The sequence below is a fragment of the Streptomyces sp. NRRL F-5630 genome, assembly GCF_000719475.1.
Classification (GTDB): Bacteria; Actinomycetota; Actinomycetes; order Streptomycetales; family Streptomycetaceae; genus Streptomyces.
In genome coordinates this window covers 16,747-32,515 of sequence record NZ_JOGO01000066.1, presented here as the reverse complement: position 1 = coordinate 32,515, position 15,769 = coordinate 16,747, and the positions used below count along the sequence as shown (strand labels likewise).

Genomic DNA, 15,769 nt, shown 5'->3' with positions numbered 1-15,769 from the left:
CCGCTACGAGCGCAAGGCCGAACACTTCCTCGCCTTCGTCGGCATAGCCGCAGCCCTCATCTGCCACCGCCGACTCACCAAATAAAACAACGTCTAAGGGCTGTCCCGTAAGCGATCTTGCTGATGGATGATCTTGGTCGTGTCTGGTGTGATCACGGCCTCGGAGGCGTCCTGGATGGCCCCGTTCACAGGGCTGAGCCCGCGTGCCTTCGGCAAGTTGGTAACGCAACTGCGCCGTGAAGGCGTGGACGTACCGGTCCGGGGCCGGCCTTGGAAGCTGCCCCTGGAGGACCGGGTGCTGCTGGTTGTCGCGTACTGGCGGACTAACCTGACGATGCGGCAACTGGCCCCGCTGTTCGGGGTGTCGAAGTCCACAGCCGATCGGGTCATCGACCACCTCGGGCCGAGGCTCGCCCTGCAGCCCCGCCAGCGGTTCGCTCGGGACGCTGTGCTGATCGTGGACGGCACCCTGGTGCCCACTCGCGACCACAAGGTCGCCGAGCAGTCGAAGAACTATCGCTACTCCACCAACCACCAGGTGGTCATCGACGCAGACACCCGCCTTGTAGTGGTGATCGGCAAGCCGCTGCCGGGCAACCGCAACGACTGCCGGGCCTGGGCCGAGTCCGGCGCCAAGGCCGCCATCGGCAACACGGTAGTGATCGCCGACGGTGGCTACCCGGGCACAGGACTGGTAATGCCGCACCGACGCAGCCCCGGCGAGGAACTACCCGCCTGGAAGAAGGCGCACAACAAGACCCACAAGCAGGTCCGAGCCCGCGTTGAGCACTGTTTCGCCCGCTTGAAGACCTGGAAGATCCTGCGCGACTGCCGACTGAGGGGGGACGGCGTACACCACGCCATGCGCGGCATCGCCCGCCTGTACAACCTTGCCTTGGGCTATCCGTGAGCATCTCCACTAGCGGCCTCGGATGCCGAAGGTGGAACGTCGGCGGATGCGACCGGCAGGCCGTACTCCTGCGGCCATCCCGGCCGCCATTTGGTGAGCCACTGGGCAAAGTCCTCGCGCACGAACAGAGGGTCCGCCGGCTTCAGCCGAATCTGGGGTCGCTCATCAGCCCACCACACCTCGAACTCCGACTCGGTGCCCTCTGTGGGCCAGCGCTCGGCTTCGCTTGGTAGCAGCAGCACGTCAACGAAGCCGTTTACGGGCAGCCCGATGTCCACGAAGATGCCGATCGCGCCGGGACTTGGCACCCGGACCACCGTTCCAAGGAAGCGTTGCCCGAAATGCAGTCGGCGACGTGTCGCCTCCCAGTCCTGTGCACTCACCACCCGGGCATCTTGCCAGAGCCGAGTCCCATACGGGACAGCCCTTAGGTCCGCCGACGTCGCATCGTGCCGACCACCGCCCGCCGCGGCCGCCCACGGCACCGGGCTGGGAACCTACCGCTGGATCGTCTGGGTCGTCGGACACAGCTTCGCGTGGCTCCACAACTTCAAACGAATCCGCATCCGCAGGAAATGGAGCGCCGACCCATACGAAGCCTTCCTCGCCCTCGCCTGCCGCCTCATCACCCACCGACAGACCAGCTCATCGTGTCAGCCATTGTGGGAGTTTGGTCACGTCCAAGGGCCGTCCCGTAATCCCTGGCGGGCGCACGACGACAGCTACGGCACCTCGCCGCGTTGTCGGAACGTCCGAATACATCCAGTATGCGAACGTCGCTCCGCCTTGCGATGCACCGCGTCTGCCGCCGCGCGCTGATCCACCAGGGAGTACGGGACAACCCTCAGGTCGATGACAGCTCGCGATTCCGCCCATGTCAGACTACGGCCATGAAGTCGATTGCCTCGCGTTCGCGCTTGCTTTCTGCCATTTTGGCATCGTGCTGCGTCTCTTTGGCCGCTTGTGGTTCCGGCTCTGACGGTGACTCGTCGCGTATCGGCTTCGTGGCTGGGGAGTCCGGTGTCTCTACCGTTCCTGAGGGAAAGCGTGGCAAACCTGTCGAAATCACCGGTAAATCGCTTCAGGGCAAGGCGCTCAACCTGGCTGACTACAGAGGCAGCGTTGTTGTCCTGAATGTGTGGGGCTCCTGGTGTCCGCCATGCCGCGCCGAGGCGTCTAATCTCACGAAAGCGGCGTCGGAGTACAAGTCCAAGAATGTCCATTTCGTCGGGATCAATACCAGGGACAACAGTCCATCTCTCCCTCTGGGCTTCGAAAAGACTTACAAGATTAAATACCCAAGCTTCTTTGATCCATCGGGTCGAATCATTCTGGACTCATTTCCGGCTGGCGTATTGAATCCGCAATCAATCCCCACGACTATCGTTCTGGACCGTGATGGAAAGATTGCAGCCCGCGCGATCGGTGCGGTAAGCGTGGGAAAGCTTAGGTTGATGATTGACCCGCTGGCTTCCTGAAGAATGTCATAAAGGGCCTCGGGGGCGGGTATTACTGGTTAGCGTATATTGTTGAGGGCTGGGCCTGTAGCGGGGAGACAGCCAGGAGCCTCCGAAGTTAAATGATCGGGCCGTTGTGCTATTCGCGGGAGCCAGGTCTTTCACATTCCCGGGAACAGGCGATCCAGCAGCGGTGCGGGGGATGGTGGCGCGTCACCAATTCGATGAAGCTCTGTGGGTACGGGGTGGAGTTGCCAGTTCGCCCTCACTCGCGGGAGCTTGGATGAGACGCGAGTCTGTCCTTCCTGATCAAGTAGCTGACCAGGGCAACGTCCTGACAGGGGAACGGCCAACAACCCGATTCGCCTCATTGGGTTAGCCGTTGTAAGCGCCTGCCGGTGCGTTGCCAATCACCTGGCGCGCCTCAGATGACTTCTTGAGCGAAGAGCACCATTCCACGAGGCGGGAATATGATCGGCAACGCAGGGGCAATCTCCAGAAGCCTTTCGTGATGGAATTTCACGGAAGGCAAGCAGGCCCCCTGCCGCCTATCGACCGGCAACGAGCGCCACGCCGGTACGGGGTTGGGGGGTGTTCTGAGTCCCTCATGAATCCATGTCAGAAGGCATTTGCGCGATCGAGGGCGGCGTCCAATACCACCGCACCGACGGCCCCGCCGAGCGCGGGCAGCGCGTCGGCGCCCGTCAGGATCGAGGTCTCGACCCCCACCTCCGCAGAAGAAGAATGCGCCAGCGTGGTCGGTGGTGCGAAGAACTCGGTGGTGCCTCACGCGCGGGTGGCCGAGGCTGAGTTCGGTGCACCCTCGACCCCGATCGCCGCGTGCCGCGCGCACCACGCTCAGCACCGCAACACCCACCCGCGCCGTGTCCTGTCACGTGGTGCTCGAATCGGCGAACAACGGCTTGGCGGAAGAAGAGTTACCACTTTCGAATCGCTCGGGGCGAGGTGCTCGCACGCGTTCGGACGGTGCACCGTGCCCCCGATGCAATCGCGCCTCATCGGAGAACGTTGATGCCAATGCCGCGAAGCGTGTGTGACGAGATAACGTCCGAGCCATGAGCCCTCTCGACCCCATGACCACGGCGCCGGATGTCGGAGCGATCGCACTCGTGGGCCCCGGCGCGATCGGCACCACCATCGCGGCGGCCCTGCACGAGGCCGGCCGTGCCCCGCAGCTCTACGGGCGCACCGCACGAGATCATCTGGAACTACTTCGTGGGGGAGGGCGCATCCTCGTGCCTGGCCCCGTAGGGACCGACCCCGCACAGGTCGACGGCCCCGTTGACGTCGTCCTCCTCGCGGTGAAAGCCACTCAGCTCGACGCCGCGTCACCGTGGCTCACAGCACTGTGCGGGCCGCGGACGGTCGTGTGCGTCCTGCAGAACGGCGTCGAGCAGCAGGCGATGCTCACCCCGCGCGTCGCGGGCGCGAACGTCGTCCCGGCGGTGGTCTGGTTCCCTGCCGAGACCCAGTCCGACGGATCGGTGCGGCTGCGCGGGGAGGCCCGCCTCACCCTGCCGGACACGCCCGCCGCCCGGATCGTGGCCGACGCGCTGCGGGAGACCTGGTGCGGCGTCGAACTGTCCACGAACTTCGCCTCCGTCGCCTGGCGGAAGCTGCTCCAGAACGCAGTCGCTGGACTCATGGTCCTGACCCGCCGCCGCGCGGGGATGTTCCACAGGGATGACACCGCCGAACTCGCGCTGGCATACCTCCACGAATGCCTTACGGTCGCCCGGGCCGAGGGCGCGGACCTGGACGACGGTGTCCCCGCTGAGATCCTGGCCCGCTTCCAGTCGTTCCCGCAGGACATGGGAACGTCCATCCTCGCCGACCATGAAGCCGGCCGGCCGCTGGAATGGGACACGCGTAACGGCGTCGTGCAGCGACTCGGCCGGGCTCACGGGCTCCCGACGCCGATCAGCGACATCATCGTGCCGCTCCTCGCGGCATCGAGCGATGGGCCGGGCTGATCCACGCGGGCCCGCCCTCCCGTCTCCTTCTGCTCGCCCTCCCAGCCGGAGCTCGGCGGTGTAGTGGGCACCGGCTGATCCTGCTGTCGGTGCGCCCCATCCTGGATTGCTGCGAGCCGCCGATCCGGTGCTGTCGACCACCTTCGTGTTGGGTTTCTGGGGACAGGGACTTCTGTCGAGCAAACGCCGGGTTGACTCGGAGACGCAGCGGGTTTACCGGGTGGTTGCGGTCGCCGCTGGTCGCGGTTGGCCTCGTGCTCGCCAGCCGGGCAGGCGCCAGGGTGGCAAGCGTTCTCGGAGTGATCGTCAACCGCAGCACGACCCTGCGACTGTTCGATCCGCTGCCCGAGCCGGAAGCCCTTCCGCCGCGAGTGGTCAGCGTCAATGAGTTCACCCCGCGCGAGGGCCGCGTCTACGGCACGGTACTGGTCGATGTCTAGACCCGACACGTCCTCGATCTGCTGCCTGTCGGGGAGGCACCCGGTCTGGTAATGGCTGGCCAATCAGCTTCCGCTGTCGAGGTGGTCCGCCGGGATCGGGCTCCGTTCTTCGCGGAAGGCGTCAGGTTGGGGGCACTTCAGGCAACTCAGGTTGCCGACCGCGGCACCTGTGGCGCGTCCTCGGCGAAGCCGCCGAGCGGGTTGCCCCCGTCACCGCCAGTCCGTACGCGCCAGCTTCCACCTCCTCCGGAAGGGAGTTTTTCCGGCCTGACTGGTGGCCGGGGTCAACGCGAGTTTCGCAGTGCGACGGTTCTACGATCGCTGTTCATGACGTCTCCCGACTGCTATGCGTGCAGCAAGGAAGCAGACTTCGACGACCTGCCACCTCGCGAGTGCGCGGTGTATGACCAGCACTGGCGGGTGGCCCACGCCCTCAACACCGCAGTGCCGGGCTGGCTCGTGCTACTGCCTCGACGCCACGTCGCTGCGGTTCACGACCTCACCAATGCTGAGGCATCTGCCCTCGGCGTGTGGCAGGTCAAGCTCTCCCGGGCTCTCCGGGGCGTCACTGGCTGCGCCAAGACCTACGTCGTCCAGTTCGCCGAAGCCGAAGGCTTCGCGCACGTCCACTTCCACATCGTCCCGCGCATGGCAGATCTGCGGCCAGAGCATCGCGGGCCCGCCATTTTCGGACTGCTTCGGCGACCTGAGCAGGAACGAGTGTCCGCTGACCAAGCAGACCAAATAGCCCACTCTCTTCGGGCCCAACTACAGGGGCGCCCCACGCTCAATAACTCGATCACGGAAGGGAGGCCAGAATCCGAAGAATGACGCCGGCGCATGGGACGTCCCGCCGCCCATGAAGGAAGGCGGGCCGTCGAGGTGGGCCGGGTAAAGGTCAGACCGCTTTGGTGGAGTGGGCAAGGTGTTGAGTGTCACCGAGGCTGACTACTTGGCGGTTGTGGAAGAAATCGTCCTCGCGCAGCGTGGTGATGCTGCCGGAGGGAGCCCGGAAACTGGCGTAACCGACAGCCTCGATCGGCATTTTGATCCAGGACGCCACGACGAACGTCAAGGAACCACCGTGCGTCACGACGATCTGGTGTTCGCACGGGCGTTGCAGAATCTCATCCATGGCCGCGTAGATGCGCTGCGCCCACGCAGCCTTGGTCTCGGCGCCCTCCACGCCCTCGTCGTGTTCCAGTCGCTCTCCGACAGCCGGCGGCGGAATGAACCGCCGGTCCAGCCACTCCTGGGGCCGTCCCCCCGCCTCTCCGTAGGACTTCTCCCGGAGTCTGCGATCCAGGACCGGCTTCACGCCGAACGCGGCGGCAACCTCCTCGGCTGTCCGCCGGGTGCGCTGCAAATCTGAGGAGAACAGCTCCACTTCGGCACTGCCTGGCACCTGGGCTCGCAGTGCCCGGGCGATGGAGGTCGCCGCCCGGACGCCGGCGGGCGTCAGTTGCGAATCATGCCAACCGCCGACAACTCCCTCGACGTGGTGCGTCGCCTCGGGATGGGTAACGACGTAAAGAGTGCGCATGGGGGCGTGCCCTTCCTGTAGGTAGCGTCTCCTGCCTGACTGAGTTCGTAACTATGGAAGAGATGGCTCAGAACGATCAAGCGGGCTCTTCGACGCGTGGTCGAGCCGCGCTGATGCCCGTGCGCCCGCTATGCCGCCTGTGTGTCGGTGATTGACGCGAGCGAAGGTGCGGTCTGAGCCCAGCCGTCGAGGGCCGAATTCTCAGGATGTCAGCGGGGGTCTTTGCGCATGCACCACGTGCGGGGACCGTTGTGGGGGAGCTGGACATCGGCCGTGACCTTGAAGCCGAGGCGTTCGTAGAACCGTACGTTCGGCTCGCTGGAGGTCTCCAGGAACGCCGGATGTCCGGCGCGCTCGGCCTCCTGGATGCCAGGAATCAGTACGGCGCTGCCGAGGCCGTTTCCCCGGGCCTCCGGAGCGGTGGCCACGGTCTCCAGGAACCATCCCGGCTCCTCGGGTCGGTACCGGGCCATGGCCGCGTCCGCGCTCTCGTAAGCAGCGGCCCGGTCCCCGCTGAGTTCGCCGAGGAGAGGTCCGAGTTCGGCGAAGGCAGGCGAAGGGTCCTGACCGGGAACGGCCCAGACGGCGACGGCGCGGCCTTCGTCGGCGACCCAGACCCGGCCGTGCACCATGCCGATACGGGTCAGGCACAGCTCCTGGTAACGCCGGATCCGCTCCTCATGACCATCCGCCGCGATCACATGCCGCGTGAAGGGGTAGTCGGCGAAAGCGCGGGCGAGGGTGTCGACCGCAGTGGGGACGTCGGCGTCGGTGATGGGACGTACGGAAGAGGCGCTCTGGTGCTGTGGCATGTTCACCCAACGATCTTGACAGCGGGCTGCTGCCTCGACCACGCAATTTGCCGGGCCCCTATGCCGTACGCGATGCCCGGGGAGACGATGACCTTCCGCCCCGGCGCCCCACCTCACGCCTGTCGTCAAAGACCGCGGCCGTCTGCCTGACTGGACTCCGCATCGTCGGATCTTCCTCCGGTCCGCCCGATGCTCCCCGGGGAATTGATCAGCCCCAGGTGAGCGGATCGAGGTGGAGGTAGAAGCGCAGGCGGTCGTGGTCGAGAGCGATGCCGTACCTCGCGGCGAAGGCCAAGTCTGCGGCCCGGGCCTGCTCCTCGTCCGTCCATGTCTCTCGCGCGTTGGCGAGCAGCAGTGCCAGGTCGGCGTAGCGGTCGGCCAGTCCGAGGCGGCCCAGGTCGATGAAGCCCGATATGTCCAGGGTCTGCGGGTCGAGGATGATGTTGGGCAGGCACAGGTCCCCGTGGCAGACGACCGTGTCGGTGGCCTCCTGCTCCCGTCGCCGCGGGACCTGCCGGGTGAGGCGGTCCAGCAGCTCCACGGTGGGCGTCTGCTGCTGGTCGACGGGAAGGAACTCGGGGTTGACGGCGCCACGGGAAACGACGTCACGGGCCACGGCGACCACAGCGTCCAGATCCCGGCGGAAAGGGCACTGAGACACGGGCAGCTCGTGCAGTCGGCGAACTGCGTCCGCGATGCGTTCCCAGGCGACTCGTAGTTTCTCAGCGGGCAGCTGATCAGCGGGTATGCCAGAGACTGCACTCGTCACCAGACAGGCGCCGGCCTCACCGGACCGCCAGTCGAGCACTCGGGGGCCGGGGACACCCTGACCGCTCAGCCATGCGGCCCGGTCGCATTCGGCTTTCAGCTCGGCCGCATCCGCTGCGGGCACGCACTTGGCGTATCGAGTGGCGTCCGCGCTGCGAAAGACAGTCGCTGCCGACTCGCCCGCGGTGACAGGCAGCCAGCCAACGTCCTCCACGCCGAGCACCACCGGCGACCAGGTCTGCGTTCCGCGGCGATCGCTCATGACGGGCACTCTAGCCAGCCCGGCATATGGGGTCAGGACTGCGGGACCTCTGCCCTTGTGCCGGTGTCCTGGCATTGGCGGGGCGAGCAAAAGACTCAGGGCCACGGCTCCGTCTCACATGGCTGATCTTCGAAGGGCTGCTCGCCCCCTTTCCCTCCCCTCGCGGGTCCTCCCGAGTGGGCTCGCGGCTTCTGCGGTCGAGGTGGACGACGACGTCGGCGGTGGGTGTGACAGGTGATCCCGAAGCGATGGCTGCCGTAGTCTTCGATCACCATGTGGTGTAGGACGCCATCCTCGGCCCCTGGAGGTCCGGTTGGCCTCCAGCCAGTCCCCTCGTCTCGGTCCTGAGTCGTGGCACCTTCCGAAGTGACCTGGCGAACATGCTCACGTTCACGACTCCTACCGCGCCGAGGGAGTCGTTCGCCACCGCCCCGGAACGGACGCCGCCACGTGCGTCTCTCCCACGCGCCCGGCTGCTCGTCCGGAGGCCGACTGTCGGCCAGGACGCGGGACTCATCCAATGTCGCCACATTGCGTACAGGGAGTAACAACCACCTTTCCGGGCGCCGATCAGTCTGGTCTCCTTAAACGCCGAGGCCGGGCTGAGCCCCCGTGAGGTCGCCAGGGACTGCGACTACCCTTCGGTCGCCGGCTGCCCGGCCTGGCGGCACTGCACGCCACAGCCGGTCCCGAGTCCGTCAAACACTACCAGTAACCTGCCTGTATGTCGGGTTCTGAGATGGCAGATGTGCTGGTGAGCGGGAAGCACGTGCGCGAGGCCGTGGCGCACTGCGTCAAGACGCTTTCCGGTGTTCCGGCTTCCCGGTGGGGTGCTCGTGCGGGCGAGCTGGAGTGGACGTGCTGGGAGAGCTTGGAGCACCTCGCGGACGACTTGCTGACTTACGCGCTGCGGTTCGGGCTCGACAACCCAATGGGCGTTCCGCGCGTTCCGCTGCGTCTGTCCCGCGACCGGGCCGCGGGGCCGGTGAACGTCATTTTCGGTGACACGGCGGCGGGTCCTGAGGGGCTGCTGACTGTTGTCGAGGCGTGCGGCGGTCTGCTCGCGTCGGTTGTGGACAGCACTGCTCCCGATGTGCTGGCCCCGCATGTCTTCGGCGCTTCCGACCCGGAGGGGTTCGCGGCCATGGGCGTCGCCGAGACCCTCGTCCACACGTACGACATCGCGTGGGGGCTCGAACGCGACGGAGTCCCGCCGGAGGACTTGAGCCGCCGGGTCCTGGTCCGGCTGTTCCCCGACGTATCCGTCACCGACGACGCCTCGTCCACCCTGTTGTGGGCCACCGGGCGCATCGGGAGCCCCGAGCGGCCGCGTCGCACGAGCTGGCGCTGGTACGGCGCGCCTCGCCCGTCCCGGTGACCGAGCTCGGGCCAGGCCGGCCGTGCGGAAGGGCCGTGTGCGCGTAGAGGAAGGAGCGTTCCCCGCAGAGCGCTGCAGTTCGCGTGGTCTGCGAGGAAGCACCGGCCGATAGGGGGCGTGAGCTGGGGGTTTTGTGCACGCCGGGTGTGAGGGGTGCTCGCAAAATTGAGTTGTCTGCCCCCCTCCGCCTGGTGAGTATGTTTGGGACAGCGCACGACATCGAGAGGCACCATGCACGTCACCGTCCCCACCTCGGCAGGCCGTATACGCGGACAGTGGAAGGGGGAAGTGGCGGCGTTCATGGGCGTCTCCTACGCGGCACCGCCGTTCGGGCCGCGGCGCTTGAGGCCGCCTGTGGCGCCGGAGCCGTGGACGGGGGTGCGCGACGCGTTCGTCGCCGGTCCCACCGCGCCCCAGCCGGGTTATCTTCCCGCGATGGCCGGTCTGCTGGAAGAAGCGGCGGCGCCGGGGGAGGACTGTCTGAACCTCAACGTGTGGACGCCGGCCCCGGGCCGCACCGGAGGACGGCTTCCGGTCATGGTGTGGATCCACGGCGGTGCGTTCCGCAACGGCTCCGGTTCACTGCCCTCCTATGACGGCACGCGGCTCGCCGCCGAAGGCGTCGTCTGCGTCACTTTGAACTACCGGCTCGGCGCGGAGGGGTTCCTCCTGCTGCCCGACAGCACGTCAAACCTCGGCCTTCTCGACCAGATCGCCGCGCTGCAATGGGTCCGCGACAACATCGCGGAGTTCGGCGGCGACCCTGACAACGTCACGGTCTTCGGCCAGTCCGCCGGCGCCATAAGCATCACCGCGCTCATGACCATGCCCCGGGCGCGAGGTTTGTTCCGCCGGGCGATCACGCAGAGCGGCGCCGGCCACCACAGCCACCCCGAGCACATCGGCCGACGGGTCACCGAGCGGCTGGCCGCCCTTGCCGGGGCGGAGCCGACCCGCGAGAGCCTGGCCGAGGTGCCACCCGAGCGGCTCATCGCCGCCGACGCGGCCCTGGGACAGGAGATCGCGCAAGCCACTGCTCCCGAGCAGTGGGGCGAGTCGGCAGGCGGCGGAACCACCGTGCTGCCTGTCGTCGACGGTGCCACCTTGCCGCAACGGCCGATCGACGCGCTCGCCGGTGGAGCGGGCCGCGACGTCGATCTGCTCACCGGGACGACGAGCGAGGAGTTCCGTCTCTTCCTCGTGCCGCTGGGGATCGGCCCGCGCATCACGGACCAGGTGTTGCAAGCGTTCCTCGCCGGTCTCGGTCTCGACCCGGCCGAAGCCCGAAAGGTCTACGCGCAACCCGGGGCTGCTCCGGGCGACTTGCTGTCCGCGGCCCTGAGCGACCACGCGTACCGGATTCCCGCTCTGCGCGTGGCCGAGGCGCGGGCCGCGCACGGTGCGCAGACCTTCGTGTATGAGTTCGCCTGGCCGTCGCCCGCTCTCGGTGGCGCCCTCGGCGCCTGCCACATGGCGGAGATCGGTTTCGTCTTCGGCACGCTCGACAATCCGCTCGCCGGTCCCGACGCGCCACGGGAGCTGTCCGCCCACATGCGGGCGGCTTGGACTGCCTTCGCCCGTACCGGCCGTCCTACTGGCACGGACACCCCTGGCGGCGGCGGGCTGCCGCACTGGCCCGCCTACGCCGGAGAGCGCTCCGTGATGCGTCTGGGCGGCGCGGGCACACCCCTCGTGCTCGAGGACCCTGCCGCGGAGGAGCGCGAGTTGTGGCGCTGTCTGCGCGAGGCCGTGCCGGGTGGCGCCTGACCGGCGCCCGTCCGCTGCTCCCGGAGCGCCCGGGCCGGGAGCGGCCCGTACCCACCGGTGCCTCCATGAGCGCCCGGTGGAGCCGCTACCGCGCCGGAACGCTGGCGACCTCGCGGTAGCGCCTCCGGACGCTCTGGGGAGGAGGCCGAGGGGAGGGGGCGGTCGCAGGTCAGGGGGCAGGGAGGCGGCGTGCGGTCACCGCCGGGGAGTGGCCGTGTCGTGACCGGCGTGCTGTCCGAGGCGTGGTCGCCATGACGAGACCAAGGGCAGGCAGCCCCGACCGCACTGTGAGGGAGGCCCTGGCCGCCTCGCCGTCCCGCCGTGGCGGCGCTCCTCGTAGGCGCGGCCGGCCCCTGGCACGCCTCCGGCTCTCGCCACGGCCTCGGGACACCTCCGGATGCCTTCCGCGACCGCGTCCCGCTCCTGCACGCGGCGGAGGCCGGTGACCGCTCACGGTGGCGCTCATGGTGCTCACCCGGCTGAGGGAGCACAGCACGGGCGGGCGAAGCCGAAGAAGGGGCGCGTCACTCGAGGATCAGCCTCAGTGCGGCGCCGTGCCCCGGTAGGCGCGGAGGAGGTCTCACGTCGGCCGTCTCCGGCACCGTGGCCTCCTCCAGCACCCAGCGAGGCGGCCGCTACCGGCTCACCCCGGACACCCCGCAACAACGGCCCACGCCTCACCCGTGTCCCCCCGGGGGTGAGACCGCTCTCGGGGGTGGTGCTGAGGCCACCCCCGTTGCGGTGGCTGGTCCTCCTGCTTCCCGAGCGCGGGCGGAGGAGGGTTGGTCCCGTCATCACGCGGCCGGCCGGCACGGTCGGACACCGACGGAGGAACGAGGGACCACGATGGCCAGTCATACGCGACGGAAAGTTCTCAAGGGTGCCGCGGTCGTAGCGGCGGCGGGGGGCGGTGTGCTCGGCGGGGGCGTCGGGCCCGGCCCGCTCACCACCGTGGCACGGGCGAATCCCGCTCCCCCGAAGAGCACCACGACCGGGTCGATCCCGTTCCTGGAAGGAGCCTTCGCACCTGCCACCGAGGAACTGACCGCCTTCGGCCTCGACGTCGTCGGCCGCATCCCCCGCGACCTGGACGGCCGCTACCTGCGCAACGGCCCCAACGCGCTGGGCATCGAGGACGTACGCGTCCACCACTGGATGCTCGGCGACGGGATGGTGCACGGAGTACGGCTGCGGGGCGGTCGCGCCGAGTGGTACCGCAACCGCTGGGTGCGTTCCACGCAGGTGGCGGCGAAGCTCGGCGAGACCTATCCGGGCCCGGTACCGCCGGACGACTTCGCGTGCAACACCCACGTGATCCCCTACAAGGGCCGTATCCTCGCGACGCAGGAAGGCGGGCCCCTGCCGTACGAGCTGGACGGCGAACTCAACACCGTGCGCCCCTACGACTTCCGCTCCACGCTCCGGGGACCGCTCGCCGCCCACACCAAGTACGACGCGACCGCCGACGAGTTGCACGCGATCGCTTACTACCCCACCTGGGACCATGTGCGGCACATCGTGGTCGACCGGACGGGCCGGGCCCGCCCGGCCACGCGGATCCCGGTCGCGGACGCGCCGATGATGCACGACTTCGCGCTCACCGAGAAGTACGTGGTGATCGTGGACGTCCCGATCACTTTCGACGCCGCCGCGGCGGAGGCCGGCGCCCTCGTGCCGTACGAGTGGAACGACCGGCACCCCATGCGCATCGGACTGCTGCCGCGCGCCGGAGGCACCACGCGCTGGTTCGAGATCGACTCCGTGTACTACTCCCACACCCTCAACGCCTACGACCAGGGCGACACGGTCGTGATGGAGTACATCGGCTTTCCCGCGCCGTTCTACGCCGCCGGGCGGGGCATGGGCGGGCCCTCCGCCACCGGGTCGCCGACGCTCGACCGGTGGACGATCGACCTGCGCACGGGCCAGGTCCGCAGCACTCGGCTCGACGACCGTCCGCAGGAGTTCCCGCGGATCAACGAAAGCCTCGTCTCGCGACGGCACCGGTACGCCTACACCGCGTGCGCGGCCGAGATGTGGCGCGCGTACGAGGCCGCCGACGGGGCGTACCCCGATGAGAAGTTCGCCAACTACCTGGTCAAGCACGACATGGCGCGGAGCAGCAGGCAACTTCACCGCTTTCCTCGGGGGGCTGCGGTCGGCGAGCCGGTGTTCGTCCCGCGACGCGGAGCACGGGACGAGGACGACGGCTACGTCCTGGCGTACGTGAACGACCCCTACCGTGGCGCGACCGACCTGGTGATCCTCTCGGCCCAGGACTTCGACGGCCACCCACTGGCCCGCATCCGGATCCCCGGCCGGGTACCGCTGGGATTCCACGGCAGCTGGATCCCGGACGCCTGAGCCGGCGCCGCTGCCCGGCCGGGAGCCGGACAGATGGCCTCCGCCCACCCGTTCGTCACAGCTTCGGTGGACGCCCGCGCGACTCGTGGAAGCCGGGCACGGCGACGATCGCGTGCCGCCGCCCTTCGGGGCGGGGCTACAGCTCCGTGTCTCCACCCGGCGGGGGAGTGCAGAGCATTCCGGAATCAGGGGGGCTGGGCGCGGCGCATCGGACACACCGGTACACGTGCCGAGGTGCGGTGCACTGAGCATGCGCCAACTTGAAGCGATGGTCCGCCTGTTGTGGCTGGTTCTGGGATGCTCATGCTGGTCGTGGGCGGCTGTCTGACAGGGTGGGACGCTCGTCAGGGGTTGATGTGGTGGTGTCTGCTCGCTGGGCCCGGCGGCCCGGAGCTGCCCGTCCCACACCCAGCGCCATCGTGAAAGATGGAGCCATGACGGGGGACATGAGCGAGATCGTTCTGAGCAAGCAGGAGCTTCGTGAGGTTGCCGCCTTCGCCGCGGCGTGCGCGGAGGCGGTGCTCGCGGTATTCGAGGCCGATCAGCCGGACGACTCGCGGCCTCGAGACGCCGTCAGCGCCGCGTGGGAGTTCGCTCGGGGCGGCGAGCGAGGGAGAAACCTCCGCGACACCGCGTCGGCGGCTCTCAAGGCGGCCAAGAACGCGGAAAGCGCGGCCGCGCGCGAGGCAGCGTGGGCGGCGATGTCTGCGGCAGGCGCTGCCTACTTGCATCCGCTGGCCAAGTCCACCCAGGTCAAGCACATCCTTGGAGCCGGCGCTTACGCGGCCAGAGCGGCCGAACTTGTCGCCGGCGACGACCGGAGCGTTGGCGCCGAGCACATTGAGCGGATGATGCTTCATGCGACCCCGGCGGTCGTTGACGTGCTCAAGCGCTTCCCGGTGGCGCCGAGTGGGGGCGGACGGGTTGGCGAATTGACGCGCATGCTGGATGCCGGTCTTCGGTCACTCAGCCTTGCTGAGTGACCCTCAGCGCCAGGCTGACGGGTTTGCGGGTTCGCGGGGTCCTGGCGGGCGATCAGACCGGGGTCGTGGGTCGGGAGAAGGGCCCGCCCGGCCGTGGTGCGCGCCCGGTGCGGTGAGGCCGGGGGACCTCACCGCGGTGGCGTCCAGCGGTGCGGCGCGGTGATACGTGGGAATGCACCAGAGGCGTGCGCAGGCACGGCGTGCTGCGCTACCGCCGTCCCGAAGGTGTGGCTGTGCGGTGGTCGGCTGCACCGGCGTCGCCTGCTTCGACCCAGCGGCCTCCCGCCGGCGCAGGGTGTTGCAGTTCGTCCTGCTGACCGAGCTGCGCCGTGCGGACTCGCTGGACCTGGATGACTGCGCCGTGGAGGCTCGCATGTCCGGGCTCTCAAAGGGAGGCATCTCGGCCCCTCGCCAACTCGCATGCACCATCATCTGCTTGCGTCGACTCCGCCCCTCAAGATGAGCCACGCGCCAGGGTGGCGGGCTCTGAAGGCCAGCCGAGAACGGTCAGCTCCGGCCACTGCCGCCGCCAGCGGGCCGTCTTCGTCTCGTACACCTGGCGCGGGGCAAGCACGGGATTGGGCCGGACAACGAGATTGAACACGTCGGCGAGGGCCGTGCGGTGCGTAGACGCGCCACTGCCCGCCTGGCTCCAGGCGCACGCCCAGGCAGCACGTGGTAGCCGCGAAGCTGTCGATGGCTGCCTCCGTGGAGGTGTACGGGGCGCACGCGACGCCGAACTTCTGCTCGTACCAGAGATGGACGCGGGCCTCGTTGCGGACCTCAACGTCTGCCGGCAGCCCAGCGAAGGCTTCGGCAGGCTTGATCACCCGGCCCTCTGCCTCCCACGACAAGTCGTGGTCGTCGAAGCAGAAGACGTCATAGTCCTTGATCCCGCTGGTGGGGTGCCTGTCCGTGGCCACGTTCCAGAGGGTCTGGAACAGACACCCTGCCGTCACGTACCAGTCACGCAGCGCCAGTCCAGCCGTGCGATGCAATACCTCCAACAGCACCTCGTTGCGGGACAGCACAGACTTCAGGGCAACGAGCTGCTCGTCGAGCGGAAGGCGACCAATCACCGCTCACACCTA

General features: G+C 68.2%; 13 protein-coding genes and 1 pseudogene. 9 read left to right on the top strand and 5 right to left on the bottom strand.

Annotated elements, in window-relative coordinates; genetic code table 11:
- The first annotated feature begins 139 nt into the window (after positions 1 to 139).
- Positions 140 to 910: a transposase gene (locus tag IF99_RS0124220; protein WP_078655258.1), complete on the top strand. Its 771-nt coding sequence runs from the start codon at positions 140 to 142 to the stop codon at positions 908 to 910.
- On the opposite strand, the gene IF99_RS0124215 is transcribed toward IF99_RS0124220, so the two are convergent.
- The gene (locus IF99_RS0124215; RefSeq protein ID WP_234340826.1) at positions 901 to 1,293 is read right to left on the bottom strand and encodes a hypothetical protein; all 393 of its coding nucleotides are present in this window, start codon (positions 1,291 to 1,293) and stop codon (positions 901 to 903) included. The genes IF99_RS0124220 and IF99_RS0124215 overlap by 10 nt on opposite strands.
- Before the next feature lie 507 nt (positions 1,294 to 1,800).
- Here IF99_RS0124215 and IF99_RS32870 point away from each other — a divergent pair.
- From IF99_RS32870 to IF99_RS32865, 4 genes are all read left to right on the top strand, one after another.
- A complete protein-coding gene (locus IF99_RS32870) occupies positions 1,801 to 2,388 on the top strand; it encodes a TlpA family protein disulfide reductase (protein WP_078655254.1) in 588 nt (195 codons plus the stop codon).
- Between the two features lie 1,055 nt (positions 2,389 to 3,443).
- Positions 3,444 to 4,361, top strand: a complete 918-nt coding sequence (locus IF99_RS0124200; RefSeq protein WP_037827474.1) for an oxidoreductase — start codon at positions 3,444 to 3,446, stop codon at positions 4,359 to 4,361.
- A 281-nt stretch (positions 4,362 to 4,642) separates the two neighbouring features.
- Positions 4,643 to 4,801: a hypothetical protein gene (locus tag IF99_RS34135; protein WP_158716650.1), complete on the top strand. Its 159-nt coding sequence runs from the start codon at positions 4,643 to 4,645 to the stop codon at positions 4,799 to 4,801.
- 327 nt (positions 4,802 to 5,128) lie between these two features.
- On the top strand, positions 5,129 to 5,632 hold the full coding sequence (locus tag IF99_RS32865) for an HIT family protein (RefSeq protein WP_078655253.1): 504 nt from the start codon (positions 5,129 to 5,131) through the stop codon (positions 5,630 to 5,632).
- A 67-nt stretch (positions 5,633 to 5,699) separates the two neighbouring features.
- On the opposite strand, the gene IF99_RS0124185 is transcribed toward IF99_RS32865, so the two are convergent.
- The 3 genes from IF99_RS0124185 to IF99_RS0124175 form a co-directional block, all read right to left on the bottom strand.
- Complete coding sequence (locus IF99_RS0124185; RefSeq protein ID WP_030999250.1) at positions 5,700 to 6,344, bottom strand: histidine phosphatase family protein; 645 nt, start codon at positions 6,342 to 6,344, stop codon at positions 5,700 to 5,702.
- A gap of 209 nt (positions 6,345 to 6,553) precedes the next feature.
- Positions 6,554 to 7,156, bottom strand: a complete 603-nt coding sequence (locus tag IF99_RS0124180) for a GNAT family N-acetyltransferase (protein WP_030999249.1) — start codon at positions 7,154 to 7,156, stop codon at positions 6,554 to 6,556.
- Positions 7,157 to 7,364: 208 nt separating this feature from the next.
- A complete protein-coding gene (locus IF99_RS0124175; RefSeq protein ID WP_030999246.1) occupies positions 7,365 to 8,186 on the bottom strand; it encodes an APH(3'') family aminoglycoside O-phosphotransferase in 822 nt (273 codons plus the stop codon).
- A 724-nt stretch (positions 8,187 to 8,910) separates the two neighbouring features.
- Here IF99_RS0124175 and IF99_RS0124170 point away from each other — a divergent pair.
- From IF99_RS0124170 to IF99_RS0124155, 4 genes are all read left to right on the top strand, one after another.
- A complete protein-coding gene (locus IF99_RS0124170) occupies positions 8,911 to 9,564 on the top strand; it encodes a hypothetical protein (protein ID WP_051703660.1) in 654 nt (217 codons plus the stop codon).
- A 231-nt stretch (positions 9,565 to 9,795) separates the two neighbouring features.
- Positions 9,796 to 11,331, top strand: a complete 1,536-nt coding sequence (locus IF99_RS0124165; protein WP_030999242.1) for a carboxylesterase/lipase family protein — start codon at positions 9,796 to 9,798, stop codon at positions 11,329 to 11,331.
- Between the two features lie 846 nt (positions 11,332 to 12,177).
- A complete protein-coding gene (locus IF99_RS0124160; RefSeq protein WP_030999240.1) occupies positions 12,178 to 13,695 on the top strand; it encodes a carotenoid oxygenase family protein in 1,518 nt (505 codons plus the stop codon).
- Between the two features lie 446 nt (positions 13,696 to 14,141).
- Complete coding sequence (locus tag IF99_RS0124155) at positions 14,142 to 14,678, top strand: putative immunity protein (protein ID WP_356236904.1); 537 nt, start codon at positions 14,142 to 14,144, stop codon at positions 14,676 to 14,678.
- A 454-nt stretch (positions 14,679 to 15,132) separates the two neighbouring features.
- On the opposite strand, the pseudogene IF99_RS31100 reads toward IF99_RS0124155, so the two are convergent.
- Positions 15,133 to 15,757, bottom strand: a pseudogene (locus tag IF99_RS31100) (nucleotidyltransferase family protein).
- Between the last annotated feature and the right edge of the window lie 12 nt (positions 15,758 to 15,769).

What these genes read in the sequence shown, in the direction of transcription:
- IF99_RS32870 (WP_078655254.1), top strand. Translation starts at nt 1,801, where the DNA reads ATGAAGTCGATTGCCTCGCGTTCGCGCTTGCTTTCTGCCATTTTGGCA.
- IF99_RS0124200 (WP_037827474.1), top strand. Translation starts at nt 3,444, where the DNA reads ATGAGCCCTCTCGACCCCATGACCACGGCGCCGGATGTCGGAGCGATC.
- IF99_RS32865 (WP_078655253.1), top strand. Translation starts at nt 5,129, where the DNA reads ATGACGTCTCCCGACTGCTATGCGTGCAGCAAGGAAGCAGACTTCGAC.
- IF99_RS0124185 (WP_030999250.1), bottom strand. Translation starts at nt 6,344, where the DNA reads ATGCGCACTCTTTACGTCGTTACCCATCCCGAGGCGACGCACCACGTC.
- IF99_RS0124180 (WP_030999249.1), bottom strand. Translation starts at nt 7,156, where the DNA reads ATGCCACAGCACCAGAGCGCCTCTTCCGTACGTCCCATCACCGACGCC.
- IF99_RS0124175 (WP_030999246.1), bottom strand. Translation starts at nt 8,186, where the DNA reads ATGAGCGATCGCCGCGGAACGCAGACCTGGTCGCCGGTGGTGCTCGGC.
- IF99_RS0124170 (WP_051703660.1), top strand. Translation starts at nt 8,911, where the DNA reads ATGTCGGGTTCTGAGATGGCAGATGTGCTGGTGAGCGGGAAGCACGTG.
- IF99_RS0124165 (WP_030999242.1), top strand. Translation starts at nt 9,796, where the DNA reads ATGCACGTCACCGTCCCCACCTCGGCAGGCCGTATACGCGGACAGTGG.
- IF99_RS0124160 (WP_030999240.1), top strand. Translation starts at nt 12,178, where the DNA reads ATGGCCAGTCATACGCGACGGAAAGTTCTCAAGGGTGCCGCGGTCGTA.
- IF99_RS0124155 (WP_356236904.1), top strand. Translation starts at nt 14,142, where the DNA reads ATGAGCGAGATCGTTCTGAGCAAGCAGGAGCTTCGTGAGGTTGCCGCC.